This window comes from Novosphingobium sp. BAM6 (assembly GCF_057784955.1).
Window position 1 is genome coordinate 183265 of record NZ_JBYNTR010000004.1, and the last position, 18337, is coordinate 201601.

Sequence of the window (18337 nt, forward strand, 5' to 3'; positions counted from 1 at the left end):
ACCGGGCGCAAGTTGCGAGAGAAAAAATGTCCCGTCCCGTGCTTCTTCCGCTCCTCGGTCTGGCGCTGTGCCTTGGTCTTGCCGCCTGCGATTCCTCGGTGAAGCAGGCGGGCGAGAACAGCGACGGCAGCCAGTCCGATTCGCTGACCGGCGTGGAGACGCCCAGCGCGCCCGATACACCGCCGATGCTGGGCCCTGCGCCCGATGCGCCGACCGATGGTGCCAGCGATGCGCCGGGCGTCGGGGCAGGGCGCTCCGTGCAGGTGCAGAACGACCTGTACAACTTCGCCTACAGCTATCCCGATGCGGCAGGTGGGCTGCCGGGCCTGAAGGCGATGCTCGATGCCGATCTGGCCCAGCAGCAGGGCAAGACGCGCCGTCTGGCGCAGGCGGACCGCGATGCCTCGGACAAGTCGGCGGCGGATCAGATTGCCGGCAGCACGAACACGCCGATCCCGTTCCATGCGGGTGAACGGCAGATCAACTGGAAGGTCGTGGCGGACCTGCCGAACTGGCTGAGCCTTTCGGGGCAGGGCTATGCCTATACGGGCGGCGCGCACGGCAATTCGTGGTTCGGCGAAATCCTGTGGGACAAGAACACCAATCAGGAGCGCAAGCCGATGGACCTGTTCACATCGCCTGCGGACTTCCTGAATGCGATCAACGCCCCGTTCTGCGCGGCACTGAACCGCCAGCGGGCAGCCAAGCGCGGCGGACAGGCCAACATGGGCGGCACCATCAGCGAGTTTTCCCAATGCATCGACCCGACCAAGGAGACGGTGATCTTCGGTTCTTCCAACGGGCAGGCGTTCGACCGCGTCGGCATCCTGATCCCGCCTTACGAGGCCGGGCCGTACTCGGAAGGGACCTATGAAGTGACGCTGCCCGTCACGCCTGCACTGATGAATGCGCTCAAGCCGCAGTACCGGGCGAGCTTTTCGCCGGCCGGGTAATCGCTGACGAGTGGGGGGGAGCGCTGAGCCGCCCCCCCTCTCGGTCTTACTTGCCCAGCGCGCCGTGCAGCAGGGTGAGCGTTTCGTTGAGGTCCGAGACCTTGATCTGGCCGGGCGCCGAAGGATCGCCGAGCGCGCCGAAGCTCAGCGACGATCCGAACATCTCGCCCGCCACGCGCGACACGGTGCCAAGGCCGCCCATCGCCATGGTGATCAGCGGGCGGTCGCCATAGTCGCGGCGCACCGTCCACGTCGCATCGAGCAGGCGCAGCACGTCGCCCGGATCGTGCGGCATCACCGCGATCTTGCAGATATCCGCGCCCAGCGCCTGCTGGCGACGCAGCAGCGCGACCATGACCTCGGTCGAAGGGGTGGTCTGGAAATCGTGGTGCGACATGATGACCTTGCGGCCCATGCCCTGCACGCGTGTCTTGAGCGCGGCGACGGCGGGATCGGCCATCAACGCGGCTTCGATGTCGATCAGGTCGCCCGCGCCGCTGTCGAGCACGGCATTGTAGACGGCGGCATACTGTGCAGGGGTGATGGCCTTCTGGCCGCCTTCGGCCTTGGTGCGGAACGTCACGACCAGCGGCTTGCCCTTGATGGCATCGGCGACGGGGCGCATCGTGGCGGCAACGGCCTGCGGGTCGAGTGCGGCATCGAGGAAGTCGATGCGGTATTCCACCACGTCGATCTCGGCCATGGCGCCCATCAGCCGTGCGCGCGACAGCACCGCATCGGGAGTCGCCTCGATCAGCGAGACGATGGTCTTGGTGCGGCCGGTGCCGATCTCGACATCGCGGATGCGCACGGGCTGCATCTGGACGGGAACCGGAGCTGCCTTGGTGGTGGTGGCGCTCGCCGCGCTGGAGAGCAGGGGAAGCATCCCGGCCACAGCTCCAAGGGAAAGGGTTTCGCGGCGCTGCAACAGGGGCATTTTTCCTACTCCACTTATAAAGACGGCGCGATTTGATGCTCGCGCCCTGACTATGAACTATCCGGTACAAACATATTTTGGTCCTGTCACCGGGTGTTTTTTGCAAGTGTGTGGAATTGAGCGAGGACAACCGTTTGCATCGATCACGGTTATTATTGCTTTTGCACGCTATGAATATCGCAGGAATGGCTCTAGGCCGACTGGGTAGCGGCGGTTGGTCGCGCAAAGTCAGGAGAGCGGCCGAAAGTGTCCGAGCAGCAACGCGCACAGGGTGCGACCGCAGGCGACGTATTCCGTATCGCCAGCGGCAACTTCCTCGAAATGTACGATTTCATGGTGTTCGGCTATTTCGCCGCCGCCATCGGGCAGGCCTATTTCCCGAGTGGAGACAATGCCAGCGCGCTGCTCAAGTCACTGGCGACGTTCGGTGCCGGGTTCCTGATGCGTCCTCTCGGCGCGATCGTGCTGGGCGGGTTCACCGATCGCCATGGCCGCCGTGCAGGGTTGCTGCTGACGCTGGCGCTGATGAGCGTGGGGATCGTCACGCTGACCTTCACGCCCGCCTATGCGACTATCGGCGTGCTGGCGCCGGTGCTGGTGCTGTTCGGGCGCCTGATCCAGGGTTTCTCGGCAGGCGCGGAACTGGGCAACGTCTCGGTCTACCTCGCCGAGATCGCGCCGCCGCAGCACAAGGGCTTCTTCGTATCGTGGCAGTCCGCCTCGCAGCAGGTGGCGGTGGTGTTCGCGGCCGTGGTCGGTGTGGCGCTGTCGCGCGTGCTGGGGCCGGATCAGCTTGCGGCCTGGGGCTGGCGCGTGCCGCTGGGCCTCGGGTGTCTGCTGGTGCCGCTGCTGTTCCTGCTGCGCCGCCATCTGAAAGAAAGCGACGAGTTCGAGAACCGTCCGCCGCCCGCCAGCCTCGGCACCGTGCTGGGCCACCTGTGGAAGTCCAAGGGCATCGTGCTGACGGGCCTCGGCATGGTGATGATGACCACGGTCAGCTTCTACATGATCACTGCCTACACCCCGACTTTCGGCACGCTGCTGCACCTTCCTGAAGAAGCGAACCTGTGGGTGACGGCGGGCGTCGGTGCCTCGAACCTGATCTGGCTGCCGCTGATGGGCGCACTGTCCGACCGGATCGGACGCAAGCCGATCCTGCTCGCCTGCACGGTGCTGATGCTGCTGACCGCCTACCCGGCGATGGTCTGGCTGGCAGGCGAGCCCAGCGTGGTGCGTCTGATCGTGGTCGAGCTGTGGCTTTCGGCGCTCTATGCCAGCTACAACTCGGCGATGGTCGTCTACCTGACCGAGATCGTGCCTGCCGAGGTGCGCGCCTCTGGTTTCAGCCTCGCCTACAGTCTGGCGACGGCGGTGGGCGGGTTCACCCCGTTTCTGGTGACCTGGGCGATCGGCGCGACGCATAACCGCGCCATTCCCGGTGTGTGGCTGAGCGTCATCGCGCTGGTGAGCCTGATCGCCGTGCTGGCAGCGGGACGAGCGCGCCGGAGCGCTTGAAACAGCGGCGCGCCGACCCTCGCAATCCGCGACCATCGGCGCTATATCGCCCGGCATGACCGAATATCAGACAGTCGAGCCGGGCGACACGCTGCTGCGTGACGGGACCATCAAGCTGCACGGGCCGGACGGCTTTGCGGGCATGCGCAAGGCCGGCGCGCTCGCCGCCGCGATCCTCGACGAGATCGCGCCGCTGATCCAGCCGGGCGTCACCACCGCCTCGATCGACGACAAGGTGCGCGAGATGACGCTCGATGCGGGCGCGGTGCCGGCGACGATGGGCTATCGCGGCTATGCGCATTCGTGCTGCATCTCGATCAACCATGTCGTGTGCCACGGCATTCCCTCGGAAAAGACCTTCAAGAGCGGCGATATCGTCAATGTCGACGTGACCCCGCTGGTCGATGGCTGGCATGGCGATACCAGCCGCATGTACCTTGTCGGCGATGTCCCGCTCAAGGCGCGCAAGCTGGTCGATGTCACTTACGAATGCCTGATGATCGGCGTGAACATGGCGCGTCCGGGCATCCGTCTGGGCGATATCAGCGCGGCGATCCAGGAGCATGCCGAGGCCAACCGTTATGGCGTGGTGCGCGATTTCTGCGGTCACGGCGTTGGCCGCCTGTTCCACGACGCGCCCGAGGTCGTCCACGCCGGGCGCCCCGGCACCGGCCCGGAACTGCGCGAGGGCATGTTCTTCACCATCGAGCCGATGATCAACCTCGGCAAGCCCGCCGTGAAGATGCTTAATGACGGCTGGACGGCAGTGACGCGCGACAAGTCGCTCTCGGCGCAGTTCGAGCACTCGATCGGCATCACTGCAGACGGCGTAGAAATCTTCACCCAGAGCGCCAAGGGCTGGCACCAGCCGCCTTACGTGTAAGGGGCCCCTTTTATTTCGTCATTCCCGCGCAGGCGGAAATCCAGCTTCGACGTTTCGCCTGCGCGCAACCGCAGACTGGATCCCCGCCTTCGCGGGGATGACGAACAGTAGTTTACCCCCGTGCCTCACGCATAGGCATAGCGCCCGCCCGCTTCGAGCGCGCGCTGATAAGCCGGGCGCGCGTGGACTTTCGCCAGCCACGCAGCGGCGTGGGGATAGCGCTGGGCGTCCATCCCCGCGCGGGATCGGGCGGCCTCCACCGGAAAGCTCATCATCACATCGGCCGCGCTGATGCTGTCCCCGGCAAACCAGGGCCGCTGCGCCAGTTCGCTTTCGATATAGTCCAGATGCACCGCGATCATCGGCGCCACGCGCCTGAGCGCGATCCTGCCCATGATCGGGATGCGGCTGAGCACCAGCTTGAGCAGCAGCACCGGCATCACCGATCCTTCGGCATAGTGCAGGAAGAAGCGATAGCGCCGGGCGCCGTCATCGTCGGCAGGTGGACCGAACCGGCCACCCGCCTTCTCCACCAGATATTCGACGATGGCGCCGGTTTCGGCGAGCGTCAGGCCGGTCTGGCTATCCTCGATCACCGGAGACTTGCCCAGCGGATGGATACGGCGCAACTCGGGCGGGGCGAGCATCGTCTTGCGGTCGCGCGCATAGCGGCGCACCTCGTAAGGCAGGCCCAGTTCCTCCAGCAGCCACAGCACACGCTGTGAGCGCGAGTTCTCCAGATGGTGGACAAGGATCATGCGTCGGGCCTCCCCATGCGGCGCGGCGTCACATCCGCCGCACCTCTTGAGGAAATCAAGCGCGCGAGCGCCTCACCCGTTCCCGAACACTTCAGAACCGCGCGGCAGCCTCGGCGATGGCGGCCCATACGCTGTCGAGCTGATCGTCGGAGATGCCGTAGGGCGGCATCACGTAGACGGTATTGCCCAGCGGACGCAGCAGCACGCCCTGTTCACGGAAGAAGGCGACAAGGCGCGGCTGGCGGGTGTCGAGATAGCCGCCGCTGGTTTCGCGCACCGGCAGGTCCACCGCCGCGATGGTGCCGCAGCGGCGCGGGTTGTCGATGGCGCCGGTGGCGGCCAGCGCGTCCAGCCGCTGCTGCTGGCGGGCGCCGAGATCGGTGATTCGCTCCAGCACCGGCTCTTCGCGCCAGATGGCGAGGTTCGCGGCCGCCGCCGCGCAGGCGATCGGGTTGGCGGTGTAGCTGGAGGAGTGGAAGAACATTTTCGCCCGGTCGTTCGACCAGTGCGCCTGGAAGATTTCCTCGCGCGCCATGGTGACGGCAAGCGGGACCGAACCGCCGGTCAGCCCCTTGGACAGGCACAGTATATCGGGCACCACGCCCGCCTGCTCGCAGGCCAGCAGCGTGCCGGTGCGGCCCCAGGCGGTCATCACCTCGTCGGCGATGAACAGCACGCCGTGCGCGGCGCAGATCGCCTGCATCGCGGCGAGCATCTTGGGCGAATAGAACAGCATCCCGCCCGAACCAAGCACCAGCGGCTCAACGATGAACGCCGCCACGTCGCCCTGCGCGCACAGCGCTTCCAGAGCATCGAGCGTCGCCTGCTCCGCGCCTGCCGCCGGAAAGGGCACGCGGCCCACGTCGAACAGCAGCGGGCCGTAAGGCTGGGTGAACACGCCGCGCTCGCCCACCGACATCGCGCCGATGGTGTCGCCGTGGTACGAATGCTCCATCACCACGATGCGGTGGCGCGCTTCCTTGCGGGCCTGCCAGTAGCCGAGCGCCATCTTCAGTGCGACTTCGACGCAGGTGGAGCCGCTGTCCGAGAAGAACACCCGCGTCAGGCTTCCGGGCATGATCGCGCGCAGGCCTGCCGCGACCTCCTCGGCGGGGGCGTGGGTGTATCCGGCGAAGATGATCTGGTCGAGCTTGCCCGCCTGCGCGGCGATGGCCGCCATGATGCGCGGGTTGGCATGGCCGTGAGTCGTCACCCACCATGAGGAAATCGCATCGATGAGTGTGCGCCCGTCGGCCAGATGGAGCAGCGCGCTCTCGGCCCGGTCCACCAGCGGGATTTCCTCGCCCAGACCATGCTGCGTGAAGGGGTGCCAGATGGAGGAGCCGCTCATGCGAGGAAGTCCTCCAGCCTGAACGCAGCAGCGAAGGCCGCGCGCAGCGTTTCGGGATTGAGCGAATCGAGTTTCGGCAGGCGGCCGAGGCGCTTTACGCCGCCCATCGCGCAGATCGTCGCCTCGCTGTCTTCCACGTTGTCGCCCACGAAAGCGACGCCGAGGATCGCGATCCCGCGCGAACGCAGCGCCTCGATGGAGAGCAGCGCGTGGTTGATCGCGCCCAGTTGCGTGCGCGAGACCAGCACCACAGGGGCGCCCCAGCGGGCGAACTGGTCGGCATAGGTCGTCTGCCGGTCGAGCGGGACCAGCGCGCCGCCCGCGCCTTCGACCACCAGCGGCCCGCCGACCTGTGGCAGCGCGAGGCGGGCCGGGTCGATGGTCACGCCGTCGATCTCGGCGGCGAGGTGCGGAGAGCAGGGGGTGGTCAGGCGATAGGCGTCGGGCAGCACCCGCTCGGAGGGCAGACCGGAGAGGCGCGCCACGCGGTCGCGGTCGCCACCGTCGGCTTCGAGCCCGGCCTGTACCGGCTTCCAGTAATAGGCGTTGCCCTGCGCGTTCAGCGCGCCTGCCAGTGCGGCAGCGAAGACGGTCTTGCCGATTTCGGTATCGGTGCCGGTAACGACGATGGGGCGGAAAGAAGAGAGGGTAGTCATGCCTGCTCCCTGCCAGCTTGCAGGTGTACCGTCACCACCTCGTAGTCGGCACAGGCTCCCGATTTCTCGAACTGCGCCATCACCGCGCGCAACTGGCGCGGGCTGAGCGGGCGGTGTTCGCTGGCGGCATGTCCTGCACCGATGGCCTTGACCGCGCGCAGGAAGGCATGGGCATCGGCGTGCTGCTCGGTCAGGGTTTCGACGGTGATTTCTCCGAGCGCACGGAACGTGTCTATGGGCGCGAAGGCGGGGGTGCCGGGGGCAAGCCCTTGCGCTTCGTGCGCCGCGCGCCAGTGCGAGAAGGTCTTCGGGCCGAGGGTCGTCACCATGAGATGGCCACCGGGGGCCAATTGCTCGGCCAGCCGGGCGAGCGCGGCGGGCGCATCGTCGAACCACTGCACGGCAAGGCTGGAGACGATCAGGTCGAACGGGCTGCCCTCGGGCGTCTCGCGCTCGCCGTCGAGCACCGCGAAGCGATGCGCTGCGCTGCCTGCCATGCGCGCCTCGCACCGCGCAACCATTTCGGGGGCAAGGTCGGTGACGAGCCACTCGCCCGCGATACCGCGTTCGTGCATGGCCTGCGTCAGGAAGCCGGTGCCGCAGCCGATCTCCAGCCCGCGCACGGGGCGGGGCAGGCCGAGGGCGGCGATCCGTGCGGCGAGCGCTTCGGCGATGCGCTTCTGGACATGGGCATTGCCGTCATAGTCGCGCGCGGCGCCGAAGCGGTGGGCGACTTCCTCATGCGGGATCGGGCTCATGCCGTCGCGGTTCCTGCGGGCAGCGAGGCGATCATGCCCCGGATCGCGGCGGCACACAGCGCCGGGTTCTCGCGCGGCAGCAGATGCCCGCCCTCGGGCGAGTCCATCCGCCGCGCCGGATGGGCTCCCCGCGTGAACGTGGCGGCGCGCAGGTCCGGGGGAAGCAGCGGATCGGCGCTGCCGTGGATCGCCAGCACCGGCACCGGGCTGACGACAAGGTGGGCATCGCGCATGGCGAGCAGGTCTTCGCGCAAGGGCTCGGGCTCGCACATCTCGAAATCGTCGTGGCAGCCGATCTGGCGGCGGAACTCGGCGAGTACGGGGGCCGGGTCTTCGTCGAAGCGGCGCAGCATCCGGTCGAGCACGCGCATCGGCACGCCGGGACGGTCGGGCCGGGCGGAGAAATGGTCGAAGCCGTTGATGGCGACAAGGCCGACAAGGCCCGGCGGCGGATCGACGAGCAGGCGCATGGTGCCGAACGAGTGCGTCACGGCCAGCAGCGGAGTGCCCATGCGGTCCGGCGTCAGCGTGCGCGGATCGCCGAAATAGCCGCGATCGTCGGCTGCCTGCGCATATTCGGGCAGGGCCGCGCGCAAGGGTTCCCAGAACGAGGCGTCGAAGCCCCAGCCGTGGAGGAACAGCAGCTTCATGCAGGGTTTGCCTTCACCGCCTCGGCCAGCGCGATCAGCAGCGCGTCGACGTCTGCCAGCGCGTGGGTGGCGCGTAGTGCGATGCGCAGGCGACTGGTTCCGGCAGGGACGGTCGGCGGGCGGATCGCGCCGGTGAGGAAGCCTGCGGCTTCCAGCGCGGCGGCGACGGCCATCGTGCGCGCCTCGGTGCCCAGCACGGCGGGGACGATCTGGGTCGAGGACTCGCCATGGTCCAGCCCCAGTGCAGTCAGCCCCCCGCGCAGCCGCTCGCCCAGCGCGGCCAGATGCGCGCGCTCGGCGTCCATCGTCGGCACCAGATCGAGCGCGGCATCGAGCGCGCCGAGCACGGCGGGCGGCGGCGCGGTGGTGAAGACGAAGCCGCTGGCGGCATTGGAGAGGTAGTCGATCAGCACTTGCGATCCCGCGACATAGGCGCCGAACCCGCCCAGCGCCTTGCTGAACGTGCCCATCACCACGTCCACGCCCTCTGGTACTCCGGCGCAAAGCCCCGCGCCCTGTGGCCCGAGCACGCCGGTTGCATGGGCCTCGTCGACATAGAGGATCGCATTGTGACGGCGGGCGATGGCGGCGAGTTCGGCCACATCGGCGCGGTCGCCGTCCATCGAGAACACGCTTTCGGTCAGGATCAGCCGGGCCGGGGCCTCGGCGCCTTTCGTGGCGAGCAGTTCTTCCAGATGCGCGAGGTCGTTGTGGCGGAAGCGCTGCTGGCGCACGCCCGACGACGCGATCCCGGCGTGCATTGAGGCGTGGATCAGCCGGTCGCTGAACACCGCGACGCCAGGCATCGCCGCGATCAGCGCGGGGATCGTCGCGGCATTGGCCTGCCAGCCCGAGGCGAAGATCATCGCCGCCTCGCAATGCTTGAACGCGGCGAGCCGGGCCTCCACGGCGAGATGGGCCGCGCTGGTGCCCGTCACGAGCCGCGAGGCGCCCGAGCCTGTGCCCAGTTCCTGCGCCCACTCACTCGCGCGCTGTGCGGGCAGCGGATGGGTGGCAAGGCCGAGATAGTCATTGCTGGCGAAGTCCACCAGCTCGCGCCCGTCGCGCACGATGCGTCCTTGCGGAGCCATGGCGGCAGCACGCAGCACGCGGCGGCGGCCAGCCTGTTCGATCTTGTCGAGCGCCTGGCGAAGAGGGGCATCAAGGGGGGAATGGGGCCTGCTCATGATGCTGCCGGGTAGGCCAGAGGGCGCAGCGGGGCAATGGGATTAGGAGGCATTGTGGGGCAGGGCACTTGCGCGAATTGTCGCAGGCGGGCGGCGGGATGGCGCTGCGGTTCTGCGCCGTGCGGCACCTTCGGGAGATCTTGTGCGTTATCGGGGCATGGACAAGACCAATACCATCCTGATCTCCGGTCGCCTTGTCAGGGGCCGCCTTCCGTTGCTCTCGTGTGCGCTCGTCGCCGGACTGCTGGCGGCGTGCCATCCCGATCCGGGCAAGGCCGAGAGCGATCAGCCCGGCGCCGCGCCTGCCGCTACTCCCGCCCCGGCGAGCGCCCCCGATCCGGGCGTGGCGCTGGCCACCAGCATGGCCTTCCGCCCGGTCGCCAATCCGGGGCCTCCGCCCGCCGCCGCGACACCGGCGATGCAGGCACAGGTCGTGCTGGATCGGCTGGGCTTCTCTCCGGGCGTGATCGACGGCAAGCCGGGCGCTTCGTTCAAGAAAGCGCTGGCCGGTTTCCAGAGCGCCAACGACATCGCCGCGACGGGAGAGCTGGACGATGCAACCCGGCAGGCTCTCGCGCGCTGGCAGCAGGTGGCGCCTGCCGTGCTGGTGACGGTGCCCAAGGCATTCGTGACGCAGAAGTTCTATCCCGATCTTCCCACCAGCGAGAGCGGCATGGCGAAGTTCGACCACCTCGGCTACCGCACCATGGCCGAGGCGCTGGCCGAGCGGTTCCACACGACTCCCGAAACGCTGATCGCCCTCAACGGCGCGCAGGCCATGATCGCGGCGGGCAAGCCCTTGTGGGTGCCCAATATTCCCGACGTGAAGCCCGAAGGGTTCGAGAAGGACGCGCGCGACTGGAACGAGACGCTGGTCTCGCTCGGCGTTTCGCCCCGGCAGGCAAAGGCCGATCATCTGGTGGTCGACAAGTCCGACGGCGTGCTGCGCGTGTTCGACAGGCAGGATCGTCTGATCGGCCAGTTCCCCGTCACCACCGGGTCCGAGCACGATCCGCTGCCGATCGGCACCTGGACGATCCAGGGCGAGGCGCGCAATCCCGATTATCAGTTCAACCCCAAGCTGTTCTGGGATGCCTCGAAGAACGCCAAGGCCGCGCGTCTTCCGCCGGGGCCTAACGGGCCGGTCGGCGTGGTGTGGATGGACCTGTCCAAGCCGCACTACGGCATCCACGGCACACCTGAGCCGCAGAACATCGGCCACACCGAAAGCCACGGCTGCGTGCGTCTGACCAACTGGGATGCCGCGCGCGTGGCCGAGATGGTTTCGGCGGGTACGAAAGTGGTGTTCCAGCCCTGATGCAGCACGCCTGAGGGACGAGGCGAGTCCTGCGCGGGGCGAGCCGCGACGGCAGGGCTTGTCGCTCGTCGCCCGGCGGGAGTAGCCGGGTCAGGACAGGGGAAGGCGCGGAAATACGCGCTTTCAACACGATATGAGGGAAGTTTCGTATGAACAACGCACGCGTGGTGCTGGCAGCGGCGCTGTCGGTCTCGGGCCTTGCGGTCATGGCAGCGCCTGCCTCGGCGCAGGTCACGGCAGAAGCCAATGTGGCCAAGTCCGAAGGCCAGTGGGGCGGTGAACTTGGCGTCGGCATGCCGATCGTCAACGACGGCCCGATCAAGGTGACGCCGATGGTCGGCGTATTCGTCTACGACCGCGATCACCCCGGCTATTACAAGGACGACGGCGCCTGTTATGCCAATTCCGACGACAGCGAAGTGGGCGGGCACCACTGCGACGGCAGCGGCACCAAGCTCTATGCCCGCGTCGAGGCGACCTACAGCCTGCCGATGGCATCGGTAGGCCTGGGCGCGCGCTGGATGGGCGACAACCTGCGGCCTTACGGCACGGTCGCGGTGCCGATCGCGCCGCTGTTCTCGGTGAAGGGCGACCTTGGCGACCACTATCTGGCGGCGGGTATCACGGCCCACTTCTGAAGATTGGGAGCGGGGGCTGGCAGCGACCTTACCCCGTTCGGGTGATGCCCAAGGGCATGCGCGAACGGGGGTCAGCTCTCGATCAGGTCGAGATAGGCCACCACGTCGTTGTCGGTGGCGATGAACAGGCCGTCCTGCACCTCTTCGGGCTGAAGCTCGGCGATGCGCAGCGCTTCGGTGAGCGAGCCGTAGAACAGGGTGTTGGCAGCACCGCCTTCGGCTCCGCCATCGAGGTGATAGAGCCGGACGGTGGCCTCGCCATAGGTCGTGCGCATCAGTCCTGCTCCTTCTCGCGTTTCGCGCCGTCCAGAGCCTTGCCGATCCGGGTGACTTCGGCGCGGGTGGCGGTCTTTTCGGCCTTGGTGCGACCATGCTGCGCGCGGGCGGTGTCTGCCTGAACGCTGGCGGTGGCGCGGGCCTTGGCCTTGCGGGCCATGCGAAGATTGACGATTTCGGCCATGACAGCCGCTACTCTACGCCTCGACCGGGGCCGTCGTCACCCCCAGATCGGGCAGCGCGACCGAACGCTTGCCCGAAAAATCGGTGCGCACAACGATCAGGCCGTCCTTTTCCAGATAGTCGAGCAGGCGCTGCACGCGGCGCGGGCTGCTGGTGCCGTAGATCCGCGCCAGTTCCATGTCGTCGGGGCAGGGGCGGTTGTCCATCGCGAACTTGGCGATGGTGTAGAACGTCGCCAATGCATCGTCGGGGACGTGCTTGGCCAGATTGACCAGATCGGTCCAGCGCTCGTCGTCAGGGTCTTCGATCCCGGCGAGTGCGGCAGCGAAGCCCCGGCGGAAGGCGGTGGCATCGAGGCCGCGCACCGAGATGCCCTTCATCCGGCAGCGGATCGTGTAGTCCTGGAACAGCGTGGTGGCCGACTGGAAGGTGCAGTCGGGCTCTGCCGCCATGCCGTTCAGGATTTCGAGCATCGCCGCGCGGTTTTCTTCGGGCTCGGGCTCGGCGCGTTCGGGGCGCGGCACGGCGCCGCCAAGGCTGTCGAGCGCGGAAATCCGCTCGGACAATTCCTCGACATCCTCGACCACGCGCGGGGCGGGGCGGGGGAACTCGGGGCGCTCGGTCTCCACGTGCAGGTTGGCGTGGAGCAGCTCGCGCATGTCTTCGGTGCTGGCGGTCGGCAGCGGGGCGAGGCCGGGTGTGACCGACTTGGCGCCGGTACGCACCGCGCCGATGTTCACCGCCACCGGACGGCGGCTGATCGCCGGGCCGAGGCCGAGGAACTGCCCGCGCGCAAGGTCGCGGATCTGCTCGGCCTGACGGCGTTCCATGCCCAGCAGGTCGGCAGCGCGGATCATGTCGATGTCGAGGAACGTGCGGCCCATCAGGAAGTTGCTGGCTTCCGCCGCCACGTTCTTGGCCAGCTTGGCCAGGCGCTGGGTGGCAATCACGCCGGCCAGACCGCGCTTGCGGCCACGGCACATCAGGTTGGTCATCGCGCCCAGCGAGATACGGCGTGCTTCCTCGGAAACCTCACCGGCAGCGGCGGGCGCGAACAGCTGCGCCTCGTCCACCACCACCAGCGCGGGATACCACTGGTCGCGCGGGGCATCGAACATGGCGTTGAGGAACTGCGCGGCGCACTTCATCTGCTGGTCGATTTCCAGCGAATCGAGCGCCAGCACCACCGAGGCGCGATGCTGGCGGATGCGCGCGCCCAGCCGCACGATCTCGGCCTCGCCATAGGCGCCCGCGTCGATTACGACATGGCCGAATTCCTCGGCAAGGCTGACGAAATCGCCTTCCGGGTCGATCACTACCTGCTGGACGATCCCGGCGCTCTCTTCCAGCAACCGGCGCAGCAGGTGCGACTTTCCGGACCCGGAATTGCCCTGCACCAGCAGGCGGGTCGCGAGAAGTTCGGTGATGTCGATGTCGATCGCGTCCCCGTTCGGGGTCTGGCCGATCACGATGTTCGCTTTCACAAGCGGCGGGATACGCAAAGCAAGGCCGCGATGCAAAGGGGGAGGGGGCGGCTTTCCCCAGAGCGTCGTGCCATGGCCTGTACCTGTCGCGTTGGCGATACGATTTAGCGCTTGAAGGTCTACGCGAAACTGCCACTCTCACGCGATTGAGAGGCGCTCGCAAGCAGTGCCCCAAGGGATGCCCAAATGGGCGTTCCAGTGGACAAGGGACTTGAGAATAACCATGACAAGCGTGGAGAAATACAACGGCGTCGCGCGGGCGTTGCACTGGTCGATTGCGGTGCTGATCATCTGCAACCTGCTTTCGGGCATCCTGCACGAGCCGCTGCATATGGGCGCGGTGCTGATCCCCTCGCACAAGGCGATTGGCTTGACCGTGCTGGTGCTTTCGGTCGCAAGGCTGCTGTGGCGCCTGACCTGGACGCATCCGCCGTACCCCTCGCACATGCCCGGCTGGGAGCGTGGGGCTGCCACGCTGGTCCATGTGCTGCTGTATGTTGGCATGATCGGGATGCCGTTGTCGGGCTGGATCTTCGCGTCGGCCAGTCCGCGCGATCTTTCGTGGTTCGGGCTGTTCGACTGGCCCAAGCTGCCGTTCGCCAAGGGCGATGCGCTCGTCGGCTTCAGCCACGAATTCCACACCGTGTTCGGCTATTCGATGGCGGTGGTTCTGGTGCTGCACATCGCGGCGGCGCTGCGCCATCACTTCGTGCTGCGCGATACCGTGCTGCGCCGGATGCTCTGAGGGATACTTGACGGGCACCGAACCCGCCTTGCGGGAATTGTGTGCAGTTTCATGCGTTGTACGCCTTGCGATCCGGGGCTGCGTACCCAGATCGCAAGGCATACCTTGTTGCAGAACGGAGCCCGTCGCATGTCCAGTCCAGTTCAGCCCAGTCCGGCCCTGATCGTTACCTACCTGACCCACGACGGCGCGCATTTCGACCGCGCCTATTACGACGAGCATCACATGGGGCTGGCACGCGAGGTCTGGGGCGCGCACGGGCTGACCGGCACCGAGGTGTTCTATCCCACCGATCCCGCGCAGCCCTATGCCTGCATCTCGGTCCTGCGCTTCCGTGACGAGACGGCCATGGCCGCCGCGCTTGCCGACGCGGGCACGGCGAAGCTGGTTGCCGACGTCGCCAATTTCACCGACATCGTGCCGCTGAACTATACTGCGGCCAGCTGAACCGCCGGGAACCTGCCGCCAAAGTCACATCGATGTCATGTCGGCGGGGCATAGGCGATGGACCATGCAGCGCCGTTTTCCGCCGTTTCTTCCTGATTTCGTTCCGCAATGTCCGGAGCTGACGGCATGACCGCGCTGGATAGTCCGGTGTTGCTGGTCGTGCTGGCGGGACGCCGCGCGGGCGAGGCCGATCATCTGGCGCAGCGCTTTGCGGTCAGCCACAAGTGCCTCGTCCCGCTCGGCGATCGCCCGCTGATCGCCCGCGTGCTCCAGACCGCTGCGGCACATCCGCGCATCGACAGTCTGGCCGTTTCGGTCGAGCCCGAGGCGTTCGCGCCGATCTATGACGTGCTCACCCACCTGCCGGGGCGCGGCACCTCGCGGCTGGTCGATGCAAGTGCCGACCTTGCCGACAGCGTGCGCGCGGCGGCAGAAGGCTGGGACGGGCGCATTCTCGTCACCACCGCCGATCACGCGCTGTTGACCGCCGGGGCGATCGATACCCTGATCGATGCGCTCGACCGTGCCGACCTGGCGCTGGCGCTGGTGGCGCGGCGCGATGTTCTGGCGGTCCATCCTGCGGCACACCGTCGCTTCCTGCGCTTTACCGATGGTGACTATGCCGACTGCAATCTGTTCGCGGCGTCCGGCACGCAAGCGCTTGGTGCGGTCGAGCTGTTCCGGGGCGGCCCCAGCGGGGCGTGGAGCGCGTGGAGGATCATGCGCGCGTTCGGGCTCGGCGCGGGCTTTCGCTTCGCCATGGGCCTGCTGTCTTTGGAAGACGCGCTCGAACACGCTTCGCGCCGCCTTGGCCTGAAGCTGCGCGCACCGGTGCTGGCGGACGGACGGCAGGCGATCGATGTCGACGATGATCGCACTTATGCCATCGTCAGCGATCTGCTGGCGGGGGAGAACGAGCCGGTCGATCCCGCGATGAAAGCCCCGGCACGCTCGATCGCCTGAAGACAAAGCGATCGCTGGCAACAAAAAAGGCCCCGCCGGATGATCCGGCGGGGCCTTTTTGCGACATCCTTCCCCCTTACATCGAAACCGAGATGTTGAGGAAGGCAGAGCGTCCGGCCGAGACCCAGTAGAGCGGATCGTCGGTGGCCGACTGCGTGCCTGCGTAGTCCACGATCTTGTGCAGGTTGAACAGGTTGGAGACCTTGAGGCTGATCGTGGTCTCCTTCTTCATGTCCAGCAGGCGATCGAGATGGACGCCGAGCGCGAGGTCGGTGGTCATGTAGGTGTCGAGCCTGGTGGTCGGATCGTTGGCGAACACCGGCTCGCCGTTCGCATCGGTGCCGTCGGTATCGAGGCCGTAGCGCGGGCCGATCCACTTGGCGATGATCGAGGCATAGGGACCGGTGCGGTTATCGTAGAGAACGCCCGCCGCAGCCGTCCAGCGCGGGCTTTCCGCGATCCAGACGTCGGTGTGCTTGTACTTGGCCGAATTGAGCGAGGCGTTGCCGTAAAGCGAGAAGCCCTTGCCGACGACGTACTGCACTTCGGCTTCCAGGCCCTTGTACACCGCGCCGCCGCCGTTGGTGTAGGTCGAGACCACGCCATAGTCGGGATCGTCGATGTTCACCGAGGTGATGTAGTTGTTGAAGTCGATGTAATAGGCATCGGCGCCAAGCACGAGGTTGCCGATGTGGGCAGCGGTGCCGACCTGGTAGTTGGTGGTGCGTTCGGGCGAGACGCGCTGGATCACCTGCGTCTGGAAGGTGTCGAGCGGCGGCGCGAGGAACCCGCGCGCGACCTGCGCATAGACCGACCAGTTCTTCAGGATCTTGTAGTTCGCCGCGATCGACGGCTGCCAGGCGTGATAGCTTTCGGTGAAGTTCTCGGGCGCGGGCGGCGAGACCGAGTTCAGCGCGGCGTCCAGCTTGCGCTGGAAGTAGGTGAAGCGCACGCCCGGCGTCAGCGTCAGGCCCGAGGCGGGCGTCAGCACCAGTTCGGCATAGGGCTGCAGCGTGTTGGCGGTGTCATGGTAGATGTACTTGTACGGGGTGCCGTATTTGGTGTTCACCAGATCGCCGGTCATCACGTCGGTGGTCGCCGACCAGCGGTCGTCCACGGTGTGCTCGGCCCAGAGCCCGACATTCAGCTTGCCAATGGCGCCCAGATCCTTCGAGACGCGCAGGGTGTCGCCATAGGCGCGGTAGTGCGCGTTGGTCTGCTTGCCGGTGATGTCGGTCGCGGCATTGGCGGGCTGCGGCGAGAGTTTCTTGCCGTTGTCGTCGTAATAGGTGACGCCCACATCCGCCGGATTGTTGTCCGAGGCGTCCTTCGATTCCTTGTAATCATGCGTGAAGGACGTCGTGTAGAGCGTGTTGTCCACCGACCAGCCGCCGCCAAGCCCGGCTTCCAGACGGGCATATTCGAAGTCCGAGGAATAGTTGCTGGGCTGGTACTTGTAGTAGTTCTGCAGGCTGGGATCGTTGCCCAGCGAGTAGTTCCAGCCGTATTCCTTGATGTTCGCCAGCGTGGTGCCCTGCGTGGTGTACTCGTGCGAGTGGTTCCAGCTGGCCAGCAGCGTCAGCTTGATGTTGGGCGCCAGCTGCGAGACGGTCTTGGCCTCGATGTTGGTGCGCTGCTCCTGCGCATAGGAGAGGTAGCCGTCACTCTCTTCATGCTGGACGTCGATGAAGGCCTTGCCGAACTTCGTCTCGCCGGTGTCGACCTCGGTGCCGAGCGACCAGGTGTCGAAGCTGCCGACCGTCAGATACGGATTGACAGTGAAGGTATCGAGCGGTGCCTTGGTGTTGAAGTTCATGCTGCCGCCGAACGTCGCGTTGCCGATCGTCGAGGCGGTGCCGGGGCCGCGGTCGACCGAGGCGTCGAGCAGGTCATGGGCGATGAACAGCGCCGAGGAGGTATGATGCAGGTCGGTCGAATCGCCGAACGGGATACCGTCGTAGGTGACGTTGAACTGGCCGTCCTGAAAGCCGCGCAGGCTCAGCGTTTCGGACTTGCCGAGGCCGGGGCCGTTGGGGCTCTGGTCCCACACGCTGGGGGCGAACTTCACCACGTCGTCATAGCTCGACAGCGGGGTGATGTTGTTCTTGATGAAGCTGCGGTCGATGTTCGAGGTCGGCTGGAGCGCATCGAGCGGCGTCGTCGAAGGGGCGACGGCGATGGCCTGGCCGATCACGACGATCTGGTTGGCGCGCGCACTGTCGTCATCGGTCTGGGTATCGGCCGAAGACGCGCCGACCGGCTCCCCCGCAGGGGCCGCCGTCAGGTGCAGGCTGATGGTGTTGCCGCTGCGGCCTGCGACCGAAAGGCCGGTGCCCGCCAGCAGCTGGGCCAGCGCAGCGTGGGTCGGAAGATCGCCGCGCACTGCGTTGGTGCGCACGCCGTCGAGATGGGCGGCGGGGGCCACGATCTGGATACCGGCCTGACGCGCGAAAGCAGGGATGCCCTTCAGCGCGCTCTGGGCGGCAAGGTTGAAGTGGCGCGGGCTGGACAGCTCGGCATCGGCCTGAGCGCCGGTTTGCGTGCCGGTCTGGGCAAGGGCCGGGTTGGCGATGCACAGGGCGGCAACCGAAGTCGCCAGCCCGAAAAAGGCTACTTTCATGAAAGTCCTCACAGC

The 18337-nt window shown here is 66.8% G+C and carries 19 protein-coding genes; 8 read left to right on the top strand and 11 right to left on the bottom strand.

All coding sequences use genetic code 11. The annotated features are described in order from the left end of the window. Window positions 1-38 precede the first annotated feature (38 nt). Window positions 39-953, top strand: coding sequence for a DUF3298 and DUF4163 domain-containing protein (locus tag AC3EC3_RS14050; RefSeq protein WP_488490224.1), 915 nt, complete (start codon window positions 39-41; stop codon window positions 951-953). A 46-nt stretch (window positions 954-999) separates the two neighbouring features. Here AC3EC3_RS14050 and aroD read toward each other — a convergent pair whose 3' ends face one another. Further along, on the bottom strand, window positions 1000-1890 hold the full coding sequence (gene aroD / locus AC3EC3_RS14055; RefSeq protein WP_488490225.1) for a type I 3-dehydroquinate dehydratase: 891 nt from the start codon (window positions 1888-1890) through the stop codon (window positions 1000-1002). A gap of 246 nt (window positions 1891-2136) precedes the next feature. On the opposite strand from aroD, the gene tcuC reads away from it, so the two are divergent. Both tcuC and map read left to right on the top strand, forming a co-directional pair. Then, window positions 2137-3405, top strand: coding sequence for a tricarballylate/proton symporter TcuC (gene tcuC / locus AC3EC3_RS14060; RefSeq protein ID WP_488490226.1), 1269 nt, complete (start codon window positions 2137-2139; stop codon window positions 3403-3405). Between the two features lie 55 nt (window positions 3406-3460). Continuing rightward, entirely contained in the window at window positions 3461-4288 is an 828-nt protein-coding gene (gene map, locus AC3EC3_RS14065) for a type I methionyl aminopeptidase (RefSeq protein WP_260926658.1), read from the top strand. Between the two features lie 125 nt (window positions 4289-4413). On the opposite strand, the gene AC3EC3_RS14070 is transcribed toward map, so the two are convergent. The 6 genes from AC3EC3_RS14070 to AC3EC3_RS14095 all read right to left on the bottom strand — a co-directional run bounded on the left by AC3EC3_RS14070 (window position 4414) and on the right by AC3EC3_RS14095 (window position 9648). Then, entirely contained in the window at window positions 4414-5046 is a 633-nt protein-coding gene (locus tag AC3EC3_RS14070) for a glutathione S-transferase family protein (RefSeq protein ID WP_488490227.1), read from the bottom strand. Between the two features lie 91 nt (window positions 5047-5137). Then, the gene (locus AC3EC3_RS14075) at window positions 5138-6397 is read right to left on the bottom strand and encodes an adenosylmethionine--8-amino-7-oxononanoate transaminase (RefSeq protein WP_488490228.1); all 1260 of its coding nucleotides are present in this window, start codon (window positions 6395-6397) and stop codon (window positions 5138-5140) included. Then, a complete protein-coding gene (bioD, locus tag AC3EC3_RS14080) occupies window positions 6394-7053 on the bottom strand; it encodes a dethiobiotin synthase (protein WP_488490229.1) in 660 nt (219 codons plus the stop codon). The genes AC3EC3_RS14075 and bioD overlap by 4 nt, the downstream gene beginning before the upstream one ends. Beyond that, on the bottom strand, window positions 7050-7811 hold the full coding sequence (locus tag AC3EC3_RS14085) for a methyltransferase domain-containing protein (RefSeq protein ID WP_488490230.1): 762 nt from the start codon (window positions 7809-7811) through the stop codon (window positions 7050-7052). The genes bioD and AC3EC3_RS14085 overlap by 4 nt, the downstream gene beginning before the upstream one ends. Then, window positions 7808-8461 carry an alpha/beta fold hydrolase gene (locus AC3EC3_RS14090; RefSeq protein ID WP_488490231.1) on the bottom strand — a complete coding sequence of 218 codons (654 nt, stop codon included), beginning with the start codon at window positions 8459-8461 and terminating at the stop codon, window positions 7808-7810. Before AC3EC3_RS14090 ends, AC3EC3_RS14085 begins: the two co-directional genes overlap by 4 nt. Further along, window positions 8458-9648, bottom strand: a complete 1191-nt coding sequence (locus AC3EC3_RS14095; protein ID WP_488490232.1) for an aminotransferase class I/II-fold pyridoxal phosphate-dependent enzyme — start codon at window positions 9646-9648, stop codon at window positions 8458-8460. Before AC3EC3_RS14095 ends, AC3EC3_RS14090 begins: the two co-directional genes overlap by 4 nt. Before the next feature lie 157 nt (window positions 9649-9805). On the opposite strand from AC3EC3_RS14095, the gene AC3EC3_RS14100 reads away from it, so the two are divergent. Then, a complete protein-coding gene (locus tag AC3EC3_RS14100; RefSeq protein WP_488490233.1) occupies window positions 9806-10966 on the top strand; it encodes a L,D-transpeptidase family protein in 1161 nt (386 codons plus the stop codon). A 149-nt stretch (window positions 10967-11115) separates the two neighbouring features. Next, the gene (locus tag AC3EC3_RS14105; RefSeq protein ID WP_488490234.1) at window positions 11116-11604 is read left to right on the top strand and encodes a hypothetical protein; all 489 of its coding nucleotides are present in this window, start codon (window positions 11116-11118) and stop codon (window positions 11602-11604) included. A gap of 71 nt (window positions 11605-11675) precedes the next feature. Here AC3EC3_RS14105 and AC3EC3_RS14110 read toward each other — a convergent pair whose 3' ends face one another. Genes AC3EC3_RS14110 through AC3EC3_RS14120 form a run of 3 tightly spaced genes read right to left on the bottom strand, consistent with a single transcriptional unit; the run spans window position 11676 to window position 13547 of the window. After that, window positions 11676-11879: a hypothetical protein gene (locus tag AC3EC3_RS14110; protein ID WP_260926672.1), complete on the bottom strand. Its 204-nt coding sequence runs from the start codon at window positions 11877-11879 to the stop codon at window positions 11676-11678. After that, window positions 11879-12064, bottom strand: a complete 186-nt coding sequence (locus AC3EC3_RS14115; protein ID WP_488490235.1) for a DUF4169 family protein — start codon at window positions 12062-12064, stop codon at window positions 11879-11881. The genes AC3EC3_RS14110 and AC3EC3_RS14115 overlap by 1 nt, the downstream gene beginning before the upstream one ends. Before the next feature lie 13 nt (window positions 12065-12077). Then, entirely contained in the window at window positions 12078-13547 is a 1470-nt protein-coding gene (locus AC3EC3_RS14120; RefSeq protein WP_488490236.1) for a helicase HerA domain-containing protein, read from the bottom strand. Window positions 13548-13770: 223 nt separating this feature from the next. On the opposite strand from AC3EC3_RS14120, the gene AC3EC3_RS14125 reads away from it, so the two are divergent. The 3 genes from AC3EC3_RS14125 (at window position 13771) to AC3EC3_RS14135 (ending at window position 15702) form a co-directional block, all read left to right on the top strand. Further along, window positions 13771-14292: a cytochrome b gene (locus AC3EC3_RS14125; protein WP_409934935.1), complete on the top strand. Its 522-nt coding sequence runs from the start codon at window positions 13771-13773 to the stop codon at window positions 14290-14292. A gap of 129 nt (window positions 14293-14421) precedes the next feature. Next, window positions 14422-14739, top strand: a complete 318-nt coding sequence (locus tag AC3EC3_RS14130; protein ID WP_488490237.1) for an EthD family reductase — start codon at window positions 14422-14424, stop codon at window positions 14737-14739. Between the two features lie 126 nt (window positions 14740-14865). Next, window positions 14866-15702, top strand: coding sequence for an NTP transferase domain-containing protein (locus tag AC3EC3_RS14135; RefSeq protein WP_488490238.1), 837 nt, complete (start codon window positions 14866-14868; stop codon window positions 15700-15702). Between the two features lie 76 nt (window positions 15703-15778). Here the strand turns inward: AC3EC3_RS14135 and AC3EC3_RS14140 are convergent, their stop codons facing one another. Further along, window positions 15779-18322: a TonB-dependent receptor gene (locus AC3EC3_RS14140; protein ID WP_488490239.1), complete on the bottom strand. Its 2544-nt coding sequence runs from the start codon at window positions 18320-18322 to the stop codon at window positions 15779-15781. Window positions 18323-18337 lie beyond the last annotated feature (15 nt).

What these genes read in the sequence shown, in the direction of transcription:
- bioD (WP_488490229.1), bottom strand. Translation starts at nt 7,053, where the DNA reads ATGACTACCCTCTCTTCTTTCCGCCCCATCGTCGTTACCGGCACCGAT.
- AC3EC3_RS14110 (WP_260926672.1), bottom strand. Translation starts at nt 11,879, where the DNA reads ATGCGCACGACCTATGGCGAGGCCACCGTCCGGCTCTATCACCTCGAT.
- AC3EC3_RS14115 (WP_488490235.1), bottom strand. Translation starts at nt 12,064, where the DNA reads ATGGCCGAAATCGTCAATCTTCGCATGGCCCGCAAGGCCAAGGCCCGC.
- AC3EC3_RS14135 (WP_488490238.1), top strand. Translation starts at nt 14,866, where the DNA reads ATGACCGCGCTGGATAGTCCGGTGTTGCTGGTCGTGCTGGCGGGACGC.
- map (WP_260926658.1), top strand. Translation starts at nt 3,461, where the DNA reads ATGACCGAATATCAGACAGTCGAGCCGGGCGACACGCTGCTGCGTGAC.
- aroD (WP_488490225.1), bottom strand. Translation starts at nt 1,890, where the DNA reads ATGCCCCTGTTGCAGCGCCGCGAAACCCTTTCCCTTGGAGCTGTGGCC.
- AC3EC3_RS14105 (WP_488490234.1), top strand. Translation starts at nt 11,116, where the DNA reads ATGAACAACGCACGCGTGGTGCTGGCAGCGGCGCTGTCGGTCTCGGGC.
- AC3EC3_RS14125 (WP_409934935.1), top strand. Translation starts at nt 13,771, where the DNA reads ATGACAAGCGTGGAGAAATACAACGGCGTCGCGCGGGCGTTGCACTGG.
- AC3EC3_RS14140 (WP_488490239.1), bottom strand. Translation starts at nt 18,322, where the DNA reads ATGAAAGTAGCCTTTTTCGGGCTGGCGACTTCGGTTGCCGCCCTGTGC.
- AC3EC3_RS14090 (WP_488490231.1), bottom strand. Translation starts at nt 8,461, where the DNA reads ATGAAGCTGCTGTTCCTCCACGGCTGGGGCTTCGACGCCTCGTTCTGG.
- AC3EC3_RS14070 (WP_488490227.1), bottom strand. Translation starts at nt 5,046, where the DNA reads ATGATCCTTGTCCACCATCTGGAGAACTCGCGCTCACAGCGTGTGCTG.
- AC3EC3_RS14095 (WP_488490232.1), bottom strand. Translation starts at nt 9,648, where the DNA reads ATGAGCAGGCCCCATTCCCCCCTTGATGCCCCTCTTCGCCAGGCGCTC.
- AC3EC3_RS14075 (WP_488490228.1), bottom strand. Translation starts at nt 6,397, where the DNA reads ATGAGCGGCTCCTCCATCTGGCACCCCTTCACGCAGCATGGTCTGGGC.
- AC3EC3_RS14085 (WP_488490230.1), bottom strand. Translation starts at nt 7,811, where the DNA reads ATGAGCCCGATCCCGCATGAGGAAGTCGCCCACCGCTTCGGCGCCGCG.
- AC3EC3_RS14130 (WP_488490237.1), top strand. Translation starts at nt 14,422, where the DNA reads ATGTCCAGTCCAGTTCAGCCCAGTCCGGCCCTGATCGTTACCTACCTG.
- AC3EC3_RS14100 (WP_488490233.1), top strand. Translation starts at nt 9,806, where the DNA reads ATGGACAAGACCAATACCATCCTGATCTCCGGTCGCCTTGTCAGGGGC.